At 69.5% G+C, this 17,541-nt stretch carries 17 protein-coding genes; 8 read left to right on the forward strand and 9 right to left on the reverse strand.

All coding sequences use genetic code 11. The features are described 5' to 3' along the window. Positions 1-118 precede the first annotated feature (118 nt). Together VGR06_RS27250 and VGR06_RS27255 are read right to left on the reverse strand one after the other, a co-directional pair. Entirely contained in the window at positions 119-787 is a 669-nt protein-coding gene (locus VGR06_RS27250; RefSeq protein WP_327561991.1) for a cytochrome b/b6 domain-containing protein, read from the reverse strand. Next, positions 777-1,232: a hypothetical protein gene (locus VGR06_RS27255; protein WP_327561992.1), complete on the reverse strand. Its 456-nt coding sequence runs from the start codon at positions 1,230-1,232 to the stop codon at positions 777-779. The genes VGR06_RS27250 and VGR06_RS27255 overlap by 11 nt, the downstream gene beginning before the upstream one ends. 272 nt (positions 1,233-1,504) lie before the next feature. Between VGR06_RS27255 and VGR06_RS27260 the strand changes: the two genes are divergently transcribed. Together VGR06_RS27260 and VGR06_RS27265 are read left to right on the forward strand one after the other, a co-directional pair. Beyond that, positions 1,505-1,957, forward strand: coding sequence for an NfeD family protein (locus VGR06_RS27260; RefSeq protein ID WP_327561993.1), 453 nt, complete (start codon positions 1,505-1,507; stop codon positions 1,955-1,957). Next, the gene (locus VGR06_RS27265) at positions 1,939-2,949 is read left to right on the forward strand and encodes an SPFH domain-containing protein (protein WP_327561994.1); all 1,011 of its coding nucleotides are present in this window, start codon (positions 1,939-1,941) and stop codon (positions 2,947-2,949) included. Before VGR06_RS27260 ends, VGR06_RS27265 begins: the two co-directional genes overlap by 19 nt. A 66-nt stretch (positions 2,950-3,015) precedes the next feature. On the opposite strand, the gene VGR06_RS27270 is transcribed toward VGR06_RS27265, so the two are convergent. The 6 genes from VGR06_RS27270 to VGR06_RS27295 all read right to left on the reverse strand — a co-directional run bounded on the left by VGR06_RS27270 (position 3,016) and on the right by VGR06_RS27295 (position 9,243). Continuing rightward, a complete protein-coding gene (locus tag VGR06_RS27270; protein WP_327561995.1) occupies positions 3,016-3,978 on the reverse strand; it encodes a hypothetical protein in 963 nt (320 codons plus the stop codon). Positions 3,979-3,985: 7 nt separating this feature from the next. Beyond that, the gene (locus VGR06_RS27275) at positions 3,986-5,416 is read right to left on the reverse strand and encodes an AMP-binding protein (protein WP_327561996.1); all 1,431 of its coding nucleotides are present in this window, start codon (positions 5,414-5,416) and stop codon (positions 3,986-3,988) included. Positions 5,417-5,707: 291 nt separating this feature from the next. Next, positions 5,708-6,112, reverse strand: coding sequence for a hypothetical protein (locus VGR06_RS27280; protein ID WP_327561997.1), 405 nt, complete (start codon positions 6,110-6,112; stop codon positions 5,708-5,710). Positions 6,113-6,446: 334 nt separating this feature from the next. Beyond that, positions 6,447-7,238: a citryl-CoA lyase gene (locus VGR06_RS27285; RefSeq protein WP_327561998.1), complete on the reverse strand. Its 792-nt coding sequence runs from the start codon at positions 7,236-7,238 to the stop codon at positions 6,447-6,449. Then, positions 7,235-8,437 (reverse strand): CoA transferase, encoded by a 1,203-nt coding sequence (locus tag VGR06_RS27290; protein ID WP_327561999.1) that lies wholly within the window; start codon positions 8,435-8,437, stop codon positions 7,235-7,237. The genes VGR06_RS27285 and VGR06_RS27290 overlap by 4 nt, the downstream gene beginning before the upstream one ends. Positions 8,438-8,451: 14 nt before the next feature. Next, positions 8,452-9,243, reverse strand: a complete 792-nt coding sequence (locus tag VGR06_RS27295; protein ID WP_327562000.1) for an IclR family transcriptional regulator — start codon at positions 9,241-9,243, stop codon at positions 8,452-8,454. Between the two features lie 170 nt (positions 9,244-9,413). Here VGR06_RS27295 and VGR06_RS27300 point away from each other — a divergent pair, with 170 nt between their 5' ends. The 6 genes from VGR06_RS27300 to VGR06_RS27325 all read left to right on the forward strand — a co-directional run bounded on the left by VGR06_RS27300 (position 9,414) and on the right by VGR06_RS27325 (position 17,265). After that, positions 9,414-10,892, forward strand: a complete 1,479-nt coding sequence (locus tag VGR06_RS27300; protein ID WP_327562001.1) for an aldehyde dehydrogenase family protein — start codon at positions 9,414-9,416, stop codon at positions 10,890-10,892. Then, positions 10,889-12,616: a thiamine pyrophosphate-binding protein gene (locus VGR06_RS27305; protein WP_327562002.1), complete on the forward strand. Its 1,728-nt coding sequence runs from the start codon at positions 10,889-10,891 to the stop codon at positions 12,614-12,616. Before VGR06_RS27300 ends, VGR06_RS27305 begins: the two co-directional genes overlap by 4 nt. 34 nt (positions 12,617-12,650) lie before the next feature. After that, positions 12,651-13,808 (forward strand): ABC transporter substrate-binding protein, encoded by a 1,158-nt coding sequence (locus VGR06_RS27310; RefSeq protein ID WP_327562003.1) that lies wholly within the window; start codon positions 12,651-12,653, stop codon positions 13,806-13,808. Between the two features lie 75 nt (positions 13,809-13,883). After that, on the forward strand, positions 13,884-14,753 hold the full coding sequence (locus tag VGR06_RS27315; protein ID WP_327562004.1) for a branched-chain amino acid ABC transporter permease: 870 nt from the start codon (positions 13,884-13,886) through the stop codon (positions 14,751-14,753). Continuing rightward, positions 14,750-16,546: a branched-chain amino acid ABC transporter ATP-binding protein/permease gene (locus VGR06_RS27320; RefSeq protein WP_327562005.1), complete on the forward strand. Its 1,797-nt coding sequence runs from the start codon at positions 14,750-14,752 to the stop codon at positions 16,544-16,546. Before VGR06_RS27315 ends, VGR06_RS27320 begins: the two co-directional genes overlap by 4 nt. Next, complete coding sequence (locus tag VGR06_RS27325) at positions 16,543-17,265, forward strand: ABC transporter ATP-binding protein (protein ID WP_327562006.1); 723 nt, start codon at positions 16,543-16,545, stop codon at positions 17,263-17,265. The genes VGR06_RS27320 and VGR06_RS27325 overlap by 4 nt, the downstream gene beginning before the upstream one ends. Here the strand turns inward: VGR06_RS27325 and VGR06_RS27330 are convergent. Continuing rightward, a partial coding sequence (locus tag VGR06_RS27330; RefSeq protein WP_327562007.1) for a DUF4440 domain-containing protein occupies positions 17,266-17,541 on the reverse strand: 276 nt, incomplete at its 5' end.

The following is a 17,541-nucleotide window of genomic DNA, read 5'->3' on the forward strand; positions in this document are numbered from 1 at the left end:
GCGCAGTGAATGAGGAATTCATCGCACCCCAACCGCACCGTCGACCACCACGTCTCCGCCATCCTCACCAAGCTCGGCGTGGCCCTCTACGGCATGAACGTGACGTTGCCTTCCCGGATCACCGCTGCCGTTCCCGCTCCAGCCAGGCCGGCCAGAGCCGCTCCGCCACCCGGGCGCGGAGCCGCCCACCCAGGTGCATGGCGCGCCAGGCGCCGCGGTAGCCGGGCAGCACCCCGGCGGCGATGACGATGTGGCCGATGATCGCCGGCGTGACCAGGTAGGTCGACCACCGGTGAATCCGGTTGTACACAACGAACAGCGGGCCACCGGACACGACGACCAACCCCACGCCGCTGGCGATCAACGCGAGCAGCAGCACGATCAGGACCAGGTTCATGATCCGCTGACCGGGGTCGAAGTGGCCCTCGTGGCGGCCGAAGCGCCCGGTGAACAGCGCCGCCGGCCACCGCGCGAACCACCGCAGATCCGTTCGGCGAAACCGCACGGAGTCCACCAGCAGGGTCCGCGCGGCGCGCCAGCCGAGCACGACGCCGAGGGCGACCAGGCCGGCGAACACCCAGCCGGCGAAGGTGTGCAGCTCGGTGTCCGGCACGCCGAACAACGACGACAGCACGCTCGGCTCGCCCTCTTCACCGAGCGTGAGCCACCAGCCGGTGAACAGCAGCACCAGAACGGCGACATAGACGCCCGCGTGAAACCAACGCGTCTTGGCGTTGTTGCGCCGGACGATCTCGTGGCGCAGTCGCGGTTGCCGCTCAGTAACCATTCCCGCCGCCGCCCGCGCCGCCACCGCTGGCCGGTGGTTGCGACCCGCCGCTGTCACCGACCTCAACCATGATCTTGGTCTCGGCGCCGGCCGGCGAATGGTCGGCGTTGCGCAGCGATATGTCCAACTCATGCCGGCCCGGGGTCAGACCCGCCACCGCCTTCGACGAGGTGCTGATCTCCAGGTTGTCGGATTCGACGACCTCGTACTTCTTGTCGTTGCCGTCGAAGAAGAGGTGGACATGGTGCTGGCCGGACTGTGTCGGCCCGAGGGACTCGCTGGACTTGACCTTGAGCTGGAACGGGGCCTTGATCGTGGCCCCATCGGCCGGCTCGACGATCGAGACCGACGGGCCGCCTGACCCACCACCCGACCCGCCGGCGGTTGTCCCACTGCTTCCGCCGCCGCACGCGGTCACCCCGGCCAGCAAGATTGTTCCGAGCATGGCAGACACCGAGATGCGCTTCGTCATGTCTCCTACCTCGTTTGAGAGTGGATTCCCACCGGGTATTACGCGTTCGCGCCGGGATGGTTCAACGCCGACCAAAGTCCTCCGTCATATGTCCATTCCAGACGGTCGCGCCGAGGTCCACATGCGACACTCCGGCAGCAGGCCTGGCGCGGCGGGCTGGGCCGGGAAAGACCAGGCCACGCGCCGGGGTTGTGAGACACTTGTCAGGTGTGGAGGTCGCGGCGGATCGAGGGGGAGGTCGCCGCATGGAGGCGTGGCTGATCTGGTTGATCTTCGCCCTGGTGCTGGGTGTCGTCGAGATCCTCACCCTCACCGCGGCGCTCGGCGTGCTCGGCGCCGCCGCGCTGGTCACCGCGGGGTTCGCGGCGTTCGGCCTGCCGCTGCCCGTCCAGCTCCTGATGTTCGCCGCCGCGTCCACGGCCGGCGTGGTGCTCATCCGTCCCGCCGTCCTGCGGCACCTGCACCAGCCGCAGCTGGAGCGGTTCGGCGTGGACGCGCTCATCGGCAAGCCCGCCCAGGTCCTGCGCGAGGTGACCGGGACCGACGGTCTGGTCCGCATCGGCGGCGAGGAGTGGACCGCCCGCGCCTACGACGAAACCCTGGCGATCCCGGTCGGCACGGTCGTCGACGTCATGGAGATCAAGGGAAGCACTGCGATCGTCTACCCCAGGGAGAACCCATGGATATCGCCCTCCTGATCGTGGGAGTGCTCGTCGCCCTGTTCGTCATCTCCACGGTGCTGCGGTCGGTGCGCATCGTGCCGCAGGCGCGGGCCCGCAACGTCGAACGGCTCGGCCGGTACAGCCGCACGCTGCAGCCGGGCCTCAACTTCGTCATCCCGTACATCGACCGGGTGCGGACCACGATCGACCTCCGGGAGCAGGTCGTCTCGTTCAAGCCGCAACCGGTGATCACCGAGGACAACCTGGTCGTGGAGATCGACACGGTGCTGTACTTCCAGGTCACCGACCCGCGCGCGGCCGCCTACGAGATCGCCAGCTACCTGCAGGCCGTCGAGCAGCTCACCGTCACCACGCTGCGCAACGTGGTCGGCTCCATGGATCTCGAGCGCACTCTCACCTCCCGCGACACGATCAACAGCCAGCTGCGCGGCGTGCTCGACGACGCCACCGGCAAGTGGGGCATCCGGGTCAACCGCGTCGAGATCAAGGCCATCGACCCGCCCAAGACCATCAAGGACGCGATGGAGAAGCAGATGCGGGCCGAGCGGGACAAGCGCGCCGCCATCCTGAACGCCGAAGGCCAGCGCCAGTCCCAGATCCTCACCGCCGAGGGCGACAAGCAGGCCGCCGTCCTGCGCGCGGAAGGCAGCCGCACCGCCCGCATCCTCGAGGCCGAAGGCCAGGCCCGGGCCATCGATCAGGTGTTTCAGGCCGTGCACCGCAACGACCCCGACCCCAAACTCCTTGCCTACCAGTACCTCCAAGCCCTCCCCCAGCTCGCGCAGGGCCCCGGCAACACCGTCTGGGTGATCCCCAGCGAGGTAACCTCGGCGCTCGCCAACGTGTCCCGCGCCTTCACCGAGGCCCTGCCCAAGTCGCCCGCCACCCGCGACCCGGAAACCGCCGAGGAGCTCGCCACCCAGGCCGCCGCCGACGCCGCCCAGGCCGCGGAGGCCGCCGCCGAGGCGGTCGCCAACGCCGCCGAGACCGACCGCCAGGTCCGGTAGGTGCAGTGAATGCGTCATTCAGCGCGCTCAGTGCAGTGAATGACGCATTCACTGCACCCCAGCCAGTCAGGCGGTGACCGACTCGGGTGCCGGCACCTCCTCGGTGGCGCGGGGCGCGGACGGGGCTTCGGGGGTTGGGGTGCGGCCGGGGGCGTCGGAGCTGGCGAGGTACTCGCGCATGGTGCGTTCGCGGCCGTAGCGGCGGCGCAGCCAGAGGTAGGCGAGGAACGCCGCGGGGCCGAACCAGGTCTGTGCCGGGATGATCACGTCGGAGCGGGAGTCGATGTAGTTGATGAGGAGTCCGGACAGCGTCGGCATCGCGGCACCGAACACGACGATGAGAATCAGGGCGAGGCGTAGCGCCTTCCGGCCGTAGGCCTTGACCGCGGCGATGGTGAATGCGGCGTACACCAGAAGGTCGCCGAGGCCGATGATGGCTTCGTCGTAGCTGATCCGCATGCCGACGGCCGGGAAGAGCGGGTGGCCGACGAACTCGCGGACGAGGTAGTTGGACACCGGCCAGACGATCGTGAAGATCACGTCGTAGACCGCGAGCACGAGGGCGAACCAGGAAATGTGCCGCAGCTGCATTCCGCCCTGGACATAGAGGTTGGCCACCGAGACCGCGCTGAGCAGGGTGATGAGGCTGGTCTCGGCCCAGAAGACCTGCCAGCCGGGAACGGTGCCGAGCAGGTTGAGGCCGACGTAGAAGTTGAAGCCGATCAGTGCTCCGATGCCCAGCCACAGCACGGTCGGGCTGACCACCGGCCGGAAGCCGATGGCCAGCGCCGCGGTGAAGGTCAGGATCAGCAGGCTCTCCAGGCCCCACCGGGGCAGCACCAGGTACAGGCCCGGCAGGACCACCAGGAAGGTGAACAGGATCATCACGTCGCGGCTGTTGAACGTGCCGATCGCCGGACGCTCCAGGCGGACCCGGCGGAAGTAGACCAGTGCGCCGAGACTGGCCACCAGCGCGCCGATGATGGCCACGACCAGCTGGAACATGGACAGCGAAAACTGAGTACTCACCAACATGTCAGGCTCCGATGAGCGTGGGGGCGAAGAACGTCGTCTCGTGCAGATCGCTGCGCACGCGGCGCAGCGAGTGCGCCGCCTCGTCGCCCACGAAGGCGAGGTCCGCGTCGATACCGCGGTCGGCGAAGTGGCGCGCCGCCTCGGTTTCGCCGAGGCCGGCGATCGCCGAGGCGGGCAGGGTGAGCCGAAGCCGCCCGTCGTGGATGTCCGCCCGGTAGCGGGCCGGCCAGGGCCGGGCCGGCAGCGCTTCGATGGCTTCGATCAGCTGCCGCGGGGTCACGATGTCGGCCGGCCCGAGCCGCAGCAGCTGATCCGCCTTGCCGACGATCGGACCGGTGCCGGGCAGGGCGGCCACCTCGCAGGTCAGCGCCTCCTCGGGCAGGCACCGGACGACGTCGCGGGTGTCGTACCGGAACACCGGCATGCATTCGCGGTAGGGGTAGTACGGAGAGACCACGACGGTGGCCAGCGCACCGGGCGCCGCCGGCTCGCCGGTGTCGAGGTCCAGATACTCGACGAGCCCCATGTTGATGTCGTGGTGCAGGTGGCCCTGGCCGCACGTGCGCCCGCTGACCGGTACCACCTCGGTCATGGCGAACACGTCCCTGATGTTGTCCGTGCCGAACATCTCGCGGGCGGCCGCGGCCAGGTTCGGCGACAGCACCTCGCCGCCCACGTCGATGCGGCGCAGCCGGAAGTCGTCCGGGCCCATGCCCCGGCGCCGCGCGGCCGTCTCGAGCTCGGCGAGATAACTCGGATTGGTCGCCAGCAGCGTGGCTCCGCCGGCGGCCAGGTTGTCGAGCGCTTCGTCCGGCGGCACGATGCCGAGCACGCGGCAGCCGGCGCCGACGAGGTTGCAGCAGGCGACGTCCAGCTGCACCGCGCCGGTCGAGCGGGAGCTGATGCTGACCTGCAGGATGTCGTCCGGGCCGATCTCGCCGCGGAGCACGCCGGCCAGTGAGCCCAGGCCCGCCCAGAGTTCCAGCTCGTAGCGGGAAAGCCAGATCTCGGCCGGACGTCCTGTGGTGCCCGTGGTGCGGGTCGTCAGGTGGCGCGGCACGCCGGCGCACTGGAAGTCGTCCTGCCGTTCGATGAGATCGCGCTTGACGGTCACCGGGATCGCCCCGAGTCCCGCGGCGTCGAGCTCGTCGGCGCGCACCTCGGCGGCGGCGAACCGGCGCGCGTAGAACGGCGACCGCGCCGCGAGCCGGATGGCGGTGCGCCGCACGCCGTGGTCGGCGAAGTCCTTCCGGGCCGCCGGATCCGCCAGCGGTCCGTCGAGCAGTTGCTGCGCATCCGCACCGGGCTCACCGAACTCGGCGAGCGTGGCGAGTGCGTCGTCGACGAGCCGGGCGATACCGCGCGTGTTGAGCCGGCGCCCCCAGACCATTCCCATCGCCATCCGGAACTGCCGGATCCCGGTCGCGAGCATGGCAACTCCTCTTTATTCCGCAAAACCGTCATTGGGACACGGGCGCCGCTCATCGTGGAACGCCGCCCGGTCCTCATTCGACCGCGCGACGGCGAAACGAATGGGCCGTCACGAGCGATCCATTGGGTTACAGGGCCTCCCCGACGCCGGCGGCAAACAGCACCGCGCTCAGTGAACCCATCGCGTAGCGAGCGTGCTTCAGGCTGCGAACCAGAGACTTCATGACTTACCTCCTTTCCCAGAACTCGTTGGCTGAACCGATCCGGCGCGGCCGGCGACCGGCCGCGCCGCCTACCCGCACCCGGCGGGTGAGCAGCAGCTGTCGCAGGGGGTGACGACGACCTTGACGGTCATCTCCGGATGAATCGAACAGGTCACGTTGTACGTGCCGGGTTCGTTCCACGGCGCCGTCGTATAGGTGTCGTTCGTTTCGGTGAGGACCCGGTCACGCATCGGGTTTCCGGTCTCGGCGATCAGGCTGCCGCCCTCGCCCGGTCCGATGATGTGCAGCCAGCGCGAGTTGTTCACCAGCGTCAGCTTCTGACCCTGGCGGATCGTCATCTCTTTGACGGTGAAAACCTCGTGGTCCATGCCGACGGTGTTGGCCGGCGCCGGTGTCGGATCGGCGCCGGCGGCCGGCAGCCAGACCCCGGCCGCGATCAACGGCAAGCCGAAGAGGATGCGTGGAATAGGCATGCTTCAATCTCCTGCCGCGTGGCAACCCGAAACGTTCAATAACCATTGGCCCGGTGGCCGCCGCTCCACCGGCTGAAGGTGTCTGCAGCGTAAGGTTCCACAAGCGCCTGAGGCAAGAAGTTCCACACCGAATCCACAAATGGTGAGGATTCAGCCGAACGGCCGATTCGGGTCCGGCGCCGTTTGCCTCAAATATGCGCCATAAGATGGATTGGTCGCGCGAAGAGTGGACGTCCGGCAATTGACCGATGACGTTCCGTCGTCCATGGACGCCCACAAAGGACTGTCGCGAAAATTCAGGCAAACAGGTCAAAAGCGACAACCGGGCGGCCGGTCATCCGGTGGGATCGCCCAGGTAGGTCGGCAGGACAGCCGGGGGGATGGGGCCCTTGTTGCGGCGGCCCTGGGTGGATTCCTCCCAGGCGTGGGCGAGGATTCCCACGCTTCGGCTGAGCACGAACAGGCCGCGGGCCAGGGGCGGGGGGAAGCCGAGCTCGGCGTAGATGACCGCGGTGGCGCCGTCGATGTTCATCGGCACGGGCTTGGCGCGGCCGGTGTTGAGGGCGGTCTCCACGGCTCGCGCGGCTCGGGCGTGCCGGCCGGCCACGACCCCGTCGGCGGCGGCCTGGTCGACCAGGGCCAGCAGCGGATCCCGCCGCGGGTCGACCGGGTGGAACCGGTGGCCGAACCCGGGCACGTACCGGTGTTTCCCGATGACCTCGGCCACCGCACCGGTCAGGCTCTGCCCGTCCGCCTCGCGCTGCACGATCTCGTTGAGCAACTCGACGCACTGCTCGCCGGCACCGCCGTGCACGTCGCCGAGGGCGTTGACACCGGAGGCGATCGCGTTGTTGAGCCCGACGCCGCAGGTGACCGTCATCCGGGCGATCGCGATGGACGGCGCCTGCGGGCCGTGGTCGACGGCGGCCACCAGCGCCGCCTCGAGCAGCGCCGCCTCGCGGGGGTCGGGCAGGGCGCCCCGGGTCAGCAGCCAGACCGTGGCGACCAGGCCGGTGGAGCCGATCAGGTCCTGGACCGGGATGCCGCGCAGCTCCACGACACCGGGTTCCATCCGGCAGACACCTGTTGCCCACCAGTCGGCGACGTCGGACACGGTGGCGTTCATCGGGCTGCCTCGTCGGCGATCGCGACGGGATGCCGCCACCGGGCGACGAGGTCGGCGGTTTCGGCGTTGTGCTGGCCCAGGCCGGGTGGCGGGGCGGGCGGGCGGAGCGGCTCGCCGTCGATCAGCACGCCGTTGCCGCTGGCGCGCACGGTTCGGGTGCCGTCGCCGGGAAAGGGCAGGTCGGTGAAGAAGCCGCGGTGAGCCAGCTGCGGGGACTCGACCGCCTGCGGCACCGACATGATGCGCGCGGCGGGGACGCCGATCGCGGGCAGGATCTCTTCCCATTCGGCCGCTGTGCGGGCTTTGAGGGCGGCGTTCATCTCGTCGTCCAGGGCTTCGCGGTGGCGTTTGCGGGCTTCGCGGTCGGCGAACCGGGGGTCGGTGATGAGGTCGGCCCGATCCAGTGCCCGGCACAGTTTCTCGAACTGGGACTGCCGGTTGGCGGCGATGTTGAGCGGGCCGTCCGCGGCGTGGAAGGTGCCGGACGGGGCGGCCGTCACGTTCTGCCGGCCCATCGGCTCCGGCGGCACCCCGCTGATCAGATAATGGGACACGGCCCAGCCCATCGCCGAGATCGACGCCTCGAGCATGGAGAGATCGAGAAAGCAGCCTTCGCCGGTGCGGTTCCGGCCGCACAACGCCGCGGAGATGGACAGCGCGGCCATCAGCCCGCCGACCGTGTCGCAGACCGGAAACCCGACCCGCAGCGGCGCGGTGTCCTCGGTGCCGGTGATGCTCATCATTCCGGACAGGCCCTGGATGATCTGGTCGTAGGCCGGTGCCTGGCTCATCGGTCCGGTCTGGCCGAACCCGGAGATCGCGCAGTAGACCAGGCTCGGATTGAGGGCGTGCAGCCGCTCCCAGCCGAACCCGAGGCGGGCCAGCACCCCGGCCCGGAAGTTCTCCAGCAGGACGTCCGCGCCGCGCACCAGATCCTCGAAGACCGCCCGCTGCCCGGCGTCCTTCAGGTCGAGCTCGACGGATTTCTTTCCCGCGTTCTGGGCGAGAAACGACGCCCCGACGCCGGCCCGGTTCAGCTCCGGCTCCGGCCCCAGATGGCGGGCCAGGTCCCCGGACCCGGGCAGCTCGATCTTCACCACCTCGGCGCCGAACAGCATGAGCTGATAGCTGCAGTAGGGACCGGCCAGCACATTGGTCAGGTCAAGCACCCGAATTCCGTGCAATGGTCGAGAATTCATTCGCCAACCCCCTTTTATGCTTTGAAGGGATGGTCGAATCCTCGTTCGGTCATATGACCGGCCACCTCGATGAGCGCCGCGACGAACTCCTGGACCCGCTCGTCCGGAAACCGCACCGTGGGGCCGCTCAGCGAGAGCGCGGCGACGGTGGCGCCGGTTCGGCCGGTCACCGGCACGGCGACGGCGGACAGGCCCTGCTCGCGCTCGCCGTGGCTGACGGCGAACCCGCGGAGGACGGCCTCGTCGATCTCTGTCTTCAAGGTGGCGGCGTGCCCGGGGCCGTAGGGCGAGCCGCGGGCGATGCGGGCGAGCAGCGCGCGGTCGGCGTCCCGCAGCAGGATCTTCGACGAGGCGCCGGCCCACAGCGGCAGCTCGTCACCGACCTGCACGACGTGCCGCAGTGGCTGCGGGCTTTCCTGCTGCGCCACGCACACCCGCCAGATGTCGCGCAGGACGTAGAGGTTGACCGTCTCCCGCTGGCTCGCGGCCAGGCCGCGCATCAACTCCTTGGTCTCGGGCGGAAGCTCCCACGTGGCGCGGGCCAGGTGCGCCCAGCGCCACAGGCTCGGGCCGGCCATGTAGCCCTTGGCGGTGGCCCACAGCAGCCCGTTCTGCTCCAGGGTCTGCACCAGCCGGATGACCGTGGTCTTGGCGAGCCCGGTGGCCCGGACGATCTCGGCGATCGAGATCACCGGCTGCGTCTCGGTGAGCAGGCCCAGGATGTCGAAGGCGCGCTGCACGCTGCGCACGCCCTGCGACTCGGTGTCCTCCCGGTGCGGGGTGGTCACGTCCGTGTCCTGCTTCACCGCGTTGTTCCCCTCTGCCACAACGACCCTTCATCCTCGCCGCTTCGCCACCGCGGCGTCCATAACGTCTTCACCTCGAGGACTTGCCAGTGATGGTGGCTGGCCGTACGTTACACGCAGTCCGTAGAGCGGTCCAGATGTACCGCTTGGTGGTTCGGAAGGGTGTAGTGGTGGTGCAGGACATTCTCCGCCCGGCGGATACCGGCGCGCCCGTCGAGGCGCCGGCCTACGTCGCCGGCCAGTGGGTTTCGGACGGGACACCGATGGCGCGCACCGGGCCCTACGCCCGCGCGGTGGTCAGCCGCTCCTACCCGGCGACCCCCGACCAGATCGCGGCCGCGCTCGCGTTCGCCCGCACGGGCCGGAAAGCCGTCGCCGCGCTCGCCCCGGCCACCCGCGCCGGCATCCTGGAGCGGGCGTCGCACCTGGCCACCGAGCACCGCGACGGCATCGCCCGGCTGATCGCCCTGGAGCTGGGGAAACCGCTCAAGGACGGTCGCGGCGAGCTGGACCGGGTGGCCGACACGTTCGCCGTGTGCGCCGCGGAAACGCGCCGCATCGGCGGCGAGCTGCTGCCGGTGGCGGGCTGGGCGCGGGGGGCCGGCAACACCGCGCTGACCTACCGGGCGCCGGCCGGGGTGGCGCTGGCGATCACCCCGTTCAACGCGCCGGCGAACCTGCTGGCACACAAGCTCGGCGCTTCGTTCGCGGCGGGGAACACCACGCTGGTCAAGGCTCCGCCCCAGGCGCCGGCGACCAGCGCGGCCGTCGTCGCCCTGCTGCTGGCGGCCGGCATGCCCGCCGAAGCGGTGCAACTGCTGCACGGCGGTGGCGAGGTCGGCGCGGCGCTGTGCGGCGCCCGCGAGGTGGACGTGATCAGCTTCACCGGCAGCCCGGAGACCGGGGCCGCGGTCGCCCGTGCGGCCGGCGCCAAGCGGCTCGTGCTGGAGCTGGGCGGAAACGCCGCGACGATCGTCTGCGCGGACGCGGACATCGCGCACGCGGCCCGGGTCTGCGCCCGCACCGGCTACACCAACTCCGGGCAGAGCTGCATCTCGGTTCAGCGGATCTACGTGCAGCGTGGGCGGTTCGACGAGTTTCTCGAGGTACTCCGGTCCGAAGTGGACTCGTTGCGGGTGGGTGATCCGCTCGACGACGCCACCGATGTCGGGTCCATGGTCGACGAGGACGCCGCCGCGCGGGTGGAGAAATGGGCCGACGAGGCGGTGACGCGGGGCGCGCGGCTGGTCCTCGGCGGCACCCGGGACGGCGCGACGCTGCACCCGACCATCCTGGCCGCTCCCCCGCCGGACAGCTCCGTGGTGCGCGAGGAGGTGTTCGGCGCGCTGGTGGCGGTGCTGCCCTTCGACGACCTGGCCGAGGTGATCGAGACCTGCAACAACAGCCGGTACGGGCTGCAGGCCGGGCTGTTCACCCGTGACATCGGCACGATCATCACGGCCTGGCGCGAACTTCAGGTCGGCGGGCTGGTGGCGAACGGGTCGTCGAACTACCGGCTGGACCACGTCCCCTTCGGCGGGGTCAAGGACTCCGGCTTCGGCCGCGAGGCGCCGGCCCAGATGATCGAGGACTACACGGTGATCAAGACGCTGATGCTGCGCGGAATGTCCGTCTGGGGCGAGCAATGACCATGACAAGTGCCGCCGAGGCGCTGGTGGCGCAACTTTCGTCCTATGGCGTGGACTACGTCTTCGGGGTGTGCGGCCACACCAACATCGCGTTCCTGGATGCCTTGGGGCGCAGTGACATCCGGTTCGTCATGGCGCGGCACGAGCAGGCCGCGGCGCACGCCGCCGACGGGTACGCCCGGATGACCGGCAAGCCCGGCGTCCTGCTCGTCCACGTCGGCCCCGGGCTGATGAACGCGGTCACCGGAGTCGCCACGGCCGCGTTCGACTCGGTTCCGCTGGTCACGATCGCCGGCGACATCCCGTCCTACTTCTACGGCCGGCATCCGCACCAGGAGGTGAACCTGCACGCCGATGCCGACCAGGCAGCCATATTTCAACCATTTGTCAAACGCGCGTGGCGCGTCCAGCGGGCCGAGGACCTGTTGCGGTTCACCGAGCGGGCATTCTGGACGGCGACTTCGGGCCGACCAGGCGCTGTGTTGCTGAACGTGCCCATGGACATCTTCTCCCGGCAGATCCCGGTTTCGGAGCATCCGCTGGTCGCGCACGCGCCGGCGCCCGATCTGTCGCAAGTGGACGCCCGGCGGATCGCGGAGCTGCTGGCCGGCGCCGAGCGGCCGCTGATCTACGTCGGCGGCGGGCTGCACGGCGAGCCAGGTCGCATCGCGCTGTTGCGATTGGCCGAGCACCTGGACGTTCCGATCGCCCATTCGCTCATGGCCAAGGGCACGGTCGCCGACCGGCACCCGCTGGTGCTGGGCATGACCGGCTTCTGGGGCCTGGACTTCACCAACAAGTACGCGCTGCACGCCGACGTGGTGCTGGCGCTGGGCACCCGGTTCGCCGAGACCGACGCGAGCTCCTGGAACCCGGACTACACCTGGCGGTTCCCGCCGGGAAAGCTGATCCAGATCGACATCGACCCGGCCGAGATCGGGCGAAACTACCCGGTCGAGATCGGCGCGGTCGCCGACGCGACCCTCGCCGTCACCGCGATCGCCGGCGCCGCAACCGAACTGGCGCCCGCCCGTCGACTCGAGCTGCGTGACACGATCACCGCCGAGCGTCGGCAGCTGTTCGACGCCAGCCGGGAGCGCGGCCGCGCGGACGACTTCCCGTTGCGCCCGGAACGGATCCTCGCCGACCTGCGCGACGCCGTCCCCGACAACACAGTGCTGGTCACCGACGTGGGCTGGAACAAGAACGGCGTGGCGCAGTGCTACGAGCTGCCGCCGGAAGGTCGGTTCGTCACACCCGGCGGACTGTCCACAATGGGCTTCGGCCCGGCCGCCGCGATCGGCGTGCAACTCGCGGACCCGGACCGGGTCGTTGTCGCGCTGATCGGCGACGGCGGCATGAGCGCCCAGTTGCCCGCCGTGCCGATGGCCGTCGAGCAGGGCCTGCCGGTGATCTTCCTGGTGATGAACAACCGCGCCCACGGCACGATCGCCGACCTGCAGGCGGCCAACTTCGGCAGCAGCTTCGGCTGCGAGTTCCGCGATCCGGCCGGCGAGCCCTACTCCCCCGACTTCGCCGCCTACGGTCGCGCCTGCGGTGCCGACGGCTACCTCGTCGAGGAACCCGGCGGCCTCCGCGCGGCGCTGCAGGAGGCGGTCCGCCGGCGCCGCCCGGCGGTACTGGACGTTCCGATGGTCAACGAACCGGTTCCCACACCCGGGCACTGGAACATCAAGGACATCTACCACGGTGTCTTCGAATAGCCAAAAAACAATTCCGCACAACGAGGTGACATTCATGGCTGTATCACGGACAGCGCGGTTCCTCGCGCTGCCGGCGGCGCTGGCCGTCGCGGTGAGCACCGCGTGCAGTGCCCCGGGTAGCAACTCCCCGTCGAACACCAGCAACGAGGGCCCGATCAAGATCGCGGTGGTGAACGCCCAAAGTGGACAGTTGAGCTCGCTCGGCCAGTGGGAGTGGAAGGGCGCCAAGCTCGCCGCCGACCAGTGGAACGCCAAGGGCGGGATCAACGGGCGCCAGATCAAGCTCGACGTGTTCGACGACACCGGGGACCCGACGGTCGGCACGAACCTGGCCCGCAAGATCGCCAGTGAGGGCTACATCGCGATGATCGGCACCGCGGAGAGCGCCGTCACCGTCGCGATGATCCCGATCCTGCAGCAGTCCAAGATCCCCAACATCACCTCCGGCCAGTCGCCGGCGATCGTGGCCGCGAAGAGCCCGTTCGCCTTCCTCAACGGTCCGACCAGCACCACCTACGACGAGACGCTGGTCAAGTACCTCGTCGACACCAAGGGGCTGAAGAAGATCGCGCTCATCACCAACAACGGCTCCTTCGGCAAGGGCGAGCGCGACGCCTTCACCAAGTCCCTGACCTCGCGCGGGGTCACGCCGGTCGACGACCAGGTCGTGACCACCGACCAGAAGGACTTCAGCGCGGTGCTGACCTCCATCCGGCAGAAGAGCCCCGAAGTGCTGTTCGTCGGCACCGAGGAGGTCGAGGCCGGCCTGATCGTCAAGCAGGCCCGCGAGCTGGGCCTCACCACGACGATCGCGGGCACCGCACCGATGGGCACGCCCGTGTACCTGCAAACTGCCGGAAGCGCCAACGCCGAGGGCACCGTGGTGAGCTCGCCGTATCTGTCCAACGAGACCAGCGAGGCGTCCCGCGCCTTCGCCAAGGCGTACCAGGAAGCCTACAAGGAGGAGGCGGAGCTGCACGGCGCGAAGGCCCACGACGCGGCCAACATCGTGTTCACCGCACTGAAGAGCAGCAACGTGGCCACCGGTCAGCAGCTGGCCGACGCGATCCGGGCGACGAAGTACGCCGGGCTGCTCGGCAACTTCGCCTACGACGAGACCGGTGTGGGGATCCACGCGACGTCGATCGGTGTGATCAAGACCGGCAAGCTGGTCGCCGAACAGGCCAGCTGAGGGCTCGGGAAAGCAACGTGACGTTCATGGCCTAGAAGGAAAGCAACGTCACGTTGCTTCCCAAGAGGAGCAGCTATGGAAGTGTTCTTCCAGACCCTGGTGGGCGGGCTCAGCTTCGGCGCCGTGTACGCCCTGGTCGCCATGGGGTTCTCGATCGTGTACCGGACGATGGGCCTGGTGAACTTCGCCCACGGCCAGGTCGTCATGATCGGCGCCTACGCGGCCTCCACGTTCTACATGTCCGCGAAGTTGCCGTTCGCGCTGGCGATCGTGGTGGCGATGGCGGTCACCGGGCTCATCGGGCTGGTGATCGAGCGGGTGCTGCGCCCGCTGGAGAACAAGGACTTCGACCTCATGCTGATCGGCACCATCGGCTTCGGCGTCGTGCTGGAGTCGCTGGCGACGATCATCTGGGGCGCCACCGGGCACGCCGTACCGTCCCCTGTGGACACGGCACCGCTGGACCTGTTCGGCATCCGGATCCGCACCTACAGCCTCGTCGTGCTGGCCATCGCCGCGGTCGCGACCGTGGCGCTGATCCTGTTCCTGCAGCGCACCAAACGCGGCGCGGCCATGCAGGCGGTGGCCATGGACCACGAGGCGGCCACCGCGGTCGGCATCCACGTCGGCCGCAGCAACGCCATCGCCTTCGCCATCGGCGCGGGCCTGGCCGCCCTGGCCGGCGCGCTGGTCGCCCCGATGCTCTACGTCAACCCGACGCTCGGCGGATCGTTGGGAATCAAGGGGTTCGCCGCGGCGATCCTCGGCGGCTTCGGCAACATCGGCGGCGCGATCATCGGCGGGCTGGCCATCGGAGTGCTGGACTCCTTCGCCGCCGGGCACTTCCAGGCCTACTCCGAGCTGGTGGTGTTCCTGGCCTTCACGGTGATCATCATGATCAAGCCGACCGGCCTGTTCGGCGAGCGGACGGTGAACCGGGCATGAGGTGGCGAATCGCGAGCGTCGCCGCGGTCGGGGTGCTGGCCTGGTATCTGCCGTATCAGCTTGACCTGTATGGCATTCACGTCGTGGACATCGCGATCGTGTTCGCGTTGCTGGCGATCGGGCTCGGCCTGGCGATGGGGGTCGGCGGGCAGATCAACCTGGCGCAGGTGGCGTTCTTCGGGGTGAGCGCGTACGCGGTCGCGATCCTCACCACCAAGGCCGGGCTCGGGTTCTGGACCGCGGCGGTGCTCGCCGTCCTCGCCGCCGCGCTGATCGGGTTGTTCGTCGGCGTTCCCGCGCTGCGCATGCAGTCCCACTACCTCGGCATCGTCACGCTCGGGCTGGCGCTGGCGTTCACCAACTGGGTGACGAACTCCGCGGTCACCGGCGGCGCCGACGGCGTCTCCGGCATCCCGGTGCCGCCGCTGTTCGGTATCGACCTGTCCAGCGAGTATTTGTACTACTACGTCGAGCTGATCGTGTTCGGCCTGGCCCTGGGATTCGCCGTCTTCCTGGTGCGCACCGGGTTGGGTAGAAGACTCCGGGCGATGCGCGACGACTCCCTTGCCGCGGGGGCGATCGGCGCGCCGGTGCCGGTGCTGCGGATGACCGCGTTCGTGCTGGCGAGCCTCTACGGTGGGGTGGCTGGAGTACTTTATGCCGGGCTCATCCGGTACGTGGCGCCGGACACCTTCAGCATCGCCAACATGTTCCTGCTGCTCGCCATGGTGATCATCGGCGGCCGGCAGAGCATCCTCGGCTGCGTCGTCGGCGCGCTCGCGCTGTCCCTGCTGCGCGAGGCGCTGACCGACTTCGCCACCTACGCGCAGCTCGGGTTCGGCGCGGTCGTCGTGCTCATGGTGGTGTTCGCGCCGACCGGCCTCGCCGGCATCCCCGGCCGGATCCATCGTGCGCTACGCCGGGGCCGCGCGGGCGAGGAGCGGGCCGTCCTCAAACCGTTCCAACCTAGCGGGCACGAGTCTCGGGGTTCCGGTGCGAGCTTGGAGATCTCCGGCATCAGCAAGCAGTTCCGCGGGCTGAAGGCGCTCACCGGCGTGTCGATGACCGTCGCACCCGGCGAGATCCGCGGCGTGGTGGGCCCGAACGGCTCCGGCAAGACGACTCTGTTCAACATCGTCAGCGGGATCTACACCGTGTCCTCGGGCCGCGCCTCGGTCAACGGAACCGTCGTGACCGGCCGCCGCCCGCACCAGCTCTCCCGGCTCGGCATCGCCCGGACCTTCCAGAACCTGCGGCTCTTCGGCCAGCTGACCGTCCGGGACAACCTGCTGGTGGCGCTGGACCGCACCTCGATGTGGTCGGTCTGGCGGTACCTGTTGTGGCCCATCGGAATCTGGCGGTCCGAGCGGACTCTGCGGCAGCGGGCCGACGCCCTGCTGGACCGCTTCGGCCTCAGCGACTTCGCCGGCACCACACCGGGTTCGCTCCCCTACGGCATCCAGCGCCGGGTCGAGATCGCCCGCGCGCTGGCCACCAACCCCTCGCTGCTGCTGCTCGACGAGCCCGCCGCCGGACTCAACGGCCAGGAGGTCGGCCAGCTGCGGGAGATCGTGCGGTCCATTCGGGACAGTGGAGTCACCGTGGTCCTGATCGAGCACAACATGGGCCTGGTCATGTCCCTGTGCGACCGGGTGACCGTGCTCGCCAGCGGGGCGGTGATCGCCGACGGCACCCCGGCCGAGGTCGCCGCCCGCCCCGAGGTGATCGAGGCCTACCTCGGCGACTCGATGAACACCGCCGACCTGATCACCGAAGCGGAGTCCGTGCGATGACTTTCGTTGCCCAGGACCTCGTCGTGTCCGGCCTGTCCGTCCACTACGGCGGCGTCCGCGCGGTCAACTCGGTCAGCTTCACCGTCGGCGCCGGCGAGTGCGTCGGCATCGTCGGCGCCAACGGAGCCGGCAAGACCTCCACCCTGAAAGCGTTGATGGGCCTCGTCCCCCGCCACGCCGACACCCTCCGCTTCGGTGACCACGACCTCACCAGGACCAAGGCCCGCGACATCGTCCGCTGCGGCATCGGCTACGTCCCCGAAGGCCGGCACGTCTTCCCCGGCCTCACCGTCGAGAAGAACCTCCTCCTCGGCGCCTACACCCTCCCCTGGAAAACCGCCGTCCAGCAAACCATGTCCGAGGTCTTCGACCTGTTCCCCATGCTCGCCGAGATGCGCCACCGGTTGGCCGGCGCCCTTTCCGGCGGCCAGCAGCAGATGCTCGCCGTCGGCCGCGCCCTCATGGCCAACCCCAAGCTGATCCTCCTCGACGAACCCTCCATGGGCCTGTCCCCCAAGCTGATCGACGACATTCTCACCGTGCTGCGCCGGTTGAGTGCCGCCGGCCACGCCCTGTTGCTGGTGGAGCAGAACGCCAAGCTCACCTTCGAAGCGACCACGACCTGCCTCGTGATGGAGAACGGCGAAGTAGCCATGACCGGCACCTCCACCACCCTCCGCCACGACCCCCGCGTCCGGCAGATCTACCTCGGCCTGTGACTACGGCGCCCCCGGCCGGTCGATGATCCGCAGCCAGGACCCGTCCGGCTGGCGGCGGGCCACCTGGGTCCGGCCGCCGGTGTCGTCTCTGGGTCGGGTCGAGGTCAGGGCGAGGTCGCCGAAGCGCACCGTCGGCAGCGGCTCCTCTTCCTCGAAGTGCGGGCGCTGGGCCAGCATCCGCTCGAACAGCGCCGTGATCGCCTTGCGGCCCACGGTGAGCTGCCCCGGCGGGTAGGCCAGCACCGCCTCGGGCTCGTACAGGTCGGCGAGGCCCTC

The sequence above is a fragment of the Actinophytocola sp. genome (genome assembly GCF_036002505.1).
GTDB lineage: Bacteria > Actinomycetota > Actinomycetes > Mycobacteriales > Pseudonocardiaceae > DASYTH01.

What these genes read in the sequence shown, in the direction of transcription:
- VGR06_RS27290 (WP_327561999.1), bottom strand. Translation starts at nt 8,437, where the DNA reads ATGAATTCTCGACCATTGCACGGAATTCGGGTGCTTGACCTGACCAAT.
- VGR06_RS27275 (WP_327561996.1), bottom strand. Translation starts at nt 5,416, where the DNA reads ATGCTCGCGACCGGGATCCGGCAGTTCCGGATGGCGATGGGAATGGTC.
- VGR06_RS27310 (WP_327562003.1), top strand. Translation starts at nt 12,651, where the DNA reads ATGGCTGTATCACGGACAGCGCGGTTCCTCGCGCTGCCGGCGGCGCTG.
- VGR06_RS27280 (WP_327561997.1), bottom strand. Translation starts at nt 6,112, where the DNA reads ATGCCTATTCCACGCATCCTCTTCGGCTTGCCGTTGATCGCGGCCGGG.
- VGR06_RS27260 (WP_327561993.1), top strand. Translation starts at nt 1,505, where the DNA reads ATGGAGGCGTGGCTGATCTGGTTGATCTTCGCCCTGGTGCTGGGTGTC.
- VGR06_RS27305 (WP_327562002.1), top strand. Translation starts at nt 10,889, where the DNA reads ATGACCATGACAAGTGCCGCCGAGGCGCTGGTGGCGCAACTTTCGTCC.
- VGR06_RS27255 (WP_327561992.1), bottom strand. Translation starts at nt 1,232, where the DNA reads ATGCTCGGAACAATCTTGCTGGCCGGGGTGACCGCGTGCGGCGGCGGA.
- VGR06_RS27265 (WP_327561994.1), top strand. Translation starts at nt 1,939, where the DNA reads ATGGATATCGCCCTCCTGATCGTGGGAGTGCTCGTCGCCCTGTTCGTC.
- VGR06_RS27320 (WP_327562005.1), top strand. Translation starts at nt 14,750, where the DNA reads ATGAGGTGGCGAATCGCGAGCGTCGCCGCGGTCGGGGTGCTGGCCTGG.
- VGR06_RS27250 (WP_327561991.1), bottom strand. Translation starts at nt 787, where the DNA reads ATGGTTACTGAGCGGCAACCGCGACTGCGCCACGAGATCGTCCGGCGC.
- VGR06_RS27315 (WP_327562004.1), top strand. Translation starts at nt 13,884, where the DNA reads ATGGAAGTGTTCTTCCAGACCCTGGTGGGCGGGCTCAGCTTCGGCGCC.
- VGR06_RS27325 (WP_327562006.1), top strand. Translation starts at nt 16,543, where the DNA reads ATGACTTTCGTTGCCCAGGACCTCGTCGTGTCCGGCCTGTCCGTCCAC.
- VGR06_RS27285 (WP_327561998.1), bottom strand. Translation starts at nt 7,238, where the DNA reads ATGAACGCCACCGTGTCCGACGTCGCCGACTGGTGGGCAACAGGTGTC.